Origin of the sequence: Janthinobacterium sp. Ant5-2-1 (assembly GCF_001445815.1) — a bacterium.
GTDB lineage: Bacteria > Pseudomonadota > Gammaproteobacteria > Burkholderiales > Burkholderiaceae_D > Janthinobacterium > Janthinobacterium lividum_E.
In genome coordinates this window covers 1-797 of the sequence record NZ_LNCE01000134.1, presented here as the reverse complement: position 1 = coordinate 797, position 797 = coordinate 1, and the positions used below count along the sequence as shown (strand labels likewise).

1 protein-coding gene is annotated in these 797 nt (G+C 67.6%); it reads right to left on the bottom strand.

Features of this window, described 5'->3' with window-relative positions; genetic code table 11:
* A partial coding sequence (locus ASN89_RS29135; RefSeq protein ID WP_235502093.1) for an Ig-like domain-containing protein occupies nucleotides 1-797 on the bottom strand: 797 nt, incomplete at both ends.

The window sequence follows — 797 nt, the reverse complement described above, 5'->3', positions numbered from 1 at the left end:
TCCGCCGGCGCCACGCTCAGGATATTCGCCGCCGTGAACGGGCCACCCGTGGCGCCCGCCGTCAGGTCCACATTGACCGTCAGGCCAGCCACCACCGTGACGCTCTGGCTGAGCACTTGCGGCATCGGATTGACGGTAATCGTCGAGGTCACCGGCGCCGAGGTGCCGAAGGCGTTCGACAAGGTATAGCCGATGCGGATCTCGCCGCTGGTATTGATGCCTGGCGTGTAGACGATGTCCATGCCATTGACCACCGCCGTGCCGCTGGCAGGTTGCGTCGTGATGGCCACGGCCGTGAATGGCCCGCCCGTGGCGCCGTCCGTCACCGGCAGGGTCACCGGCGTGCCGGCCAGGACCGTGGCCGTCTTCGCCACCGGTACGGGCACGGGCTGCGGCGCCACCGTCACGCTGACCGTCGCGGGGGCGGAGGTGCCGCCCGGACCCGTCGCCGTGTAGCTGAAGGCGTCCGGACCGAAGTAGTTGGCATTCGGCACATACATCACCTTGAAGGCGCGATTACCGCCGCCCGCTGCGCCGCTCGACACCACCGTGACGGTGCCATGTTGCGGCGGCGTGACGATGGTCACTGCCGTGATCGGGCTGCCATCCGTGGAAGCGATGGTCAAACTCACTTCCTGGTTGGCCGACGTCGTCGCCGTTTCATTGGCCACCGGCGGCGGCGCCTGGTTCACCAGCAGGGTCAGGGTTTGCTGCACCGTGAACTGGTGCGCGTCCTTGGCCTGCAAGGTAAAGTTGTAGCTGCCCGCCACCGTCGGCGTGCCGCTCAACACACCGGT